The sequence below is a fragment of the Pseudomonas sp. EL_65y_Pfl2_R96 genome (assembly GCF_963970905.1).
GTDB lineage: Bacteria > Pseudomonadota > Gammaproteobacteria > Pseudomonadales > Pseudomonadaceae > Aquipseudomonas.
The window spans coordinates 1-537 of the sequence record NZ_CAXAQH010000212.1 but is presented as its reverse complement, the minus strand read 5'-3'; the positions used below and the strand labels follow the sequence as shown (position 1 = coordinate 537).

The window sequence follows — 537 nt, the reverse complement described above, 5'->3', positions numbered from 1 at the left end:
AGGTATGACCACCTGCGATCAGCGCGACGGTTTCCTCGTCGTTCATGCCCATGTTGCCGATCGTGGCGCGGATTTCCTTGGCGGCTGCCAGCGGATCGGGGGTCCCGTTAGGTCCTTCCGGATTAACGTAGATGAGTCCCATTTGCGATGCGGCGAGCGGCTTCTTGATGACACCCGGCGCGGTATGGCGCTGATCGGCCAACATCTTGGTTTCAGGTCCCCAATAGGTTTTATCCGCTTCCCATTCGTCGCGGCGTCCAAAGGCAAAGCCGAGCGTCTTGAAGCCCATCTGCTCCAAGGCGACGTTGCCCGTCAGCTCCATGAGGTCCGACCAACTGATCTTTGAGCCGTACTTCTGCTTGACCGGCCATAGCAGGCGACGAGCCTTGTCGAGATTGACGTTATCCGGCCAGCTGTTCAGCGGTTCGAACCGCTGCTGCGCGCCGCCAGCGCCGCCTCGGCCATCAGCCTGCCGGTACGTTCCCGCACTATGCCAGGCCATCCGGATGAAGAACGGCCCATAGTTTCCGTAATCGG

At 60.5% G+C, this 537-nt stretch carries 1 protein-coding gene; it reads right to left on the bottom strand.

Annotation, left to right across the window (positions count from 1 at the left end; all coding sequences use genetic code 11):
* A partial coding sequence (locus tag AACY49_RS30270) for a peroxidase family protein (protein ID WP_339527932.1) occupies positions 1-537 on the bottom strand: 537 nt, incomplete at both ends.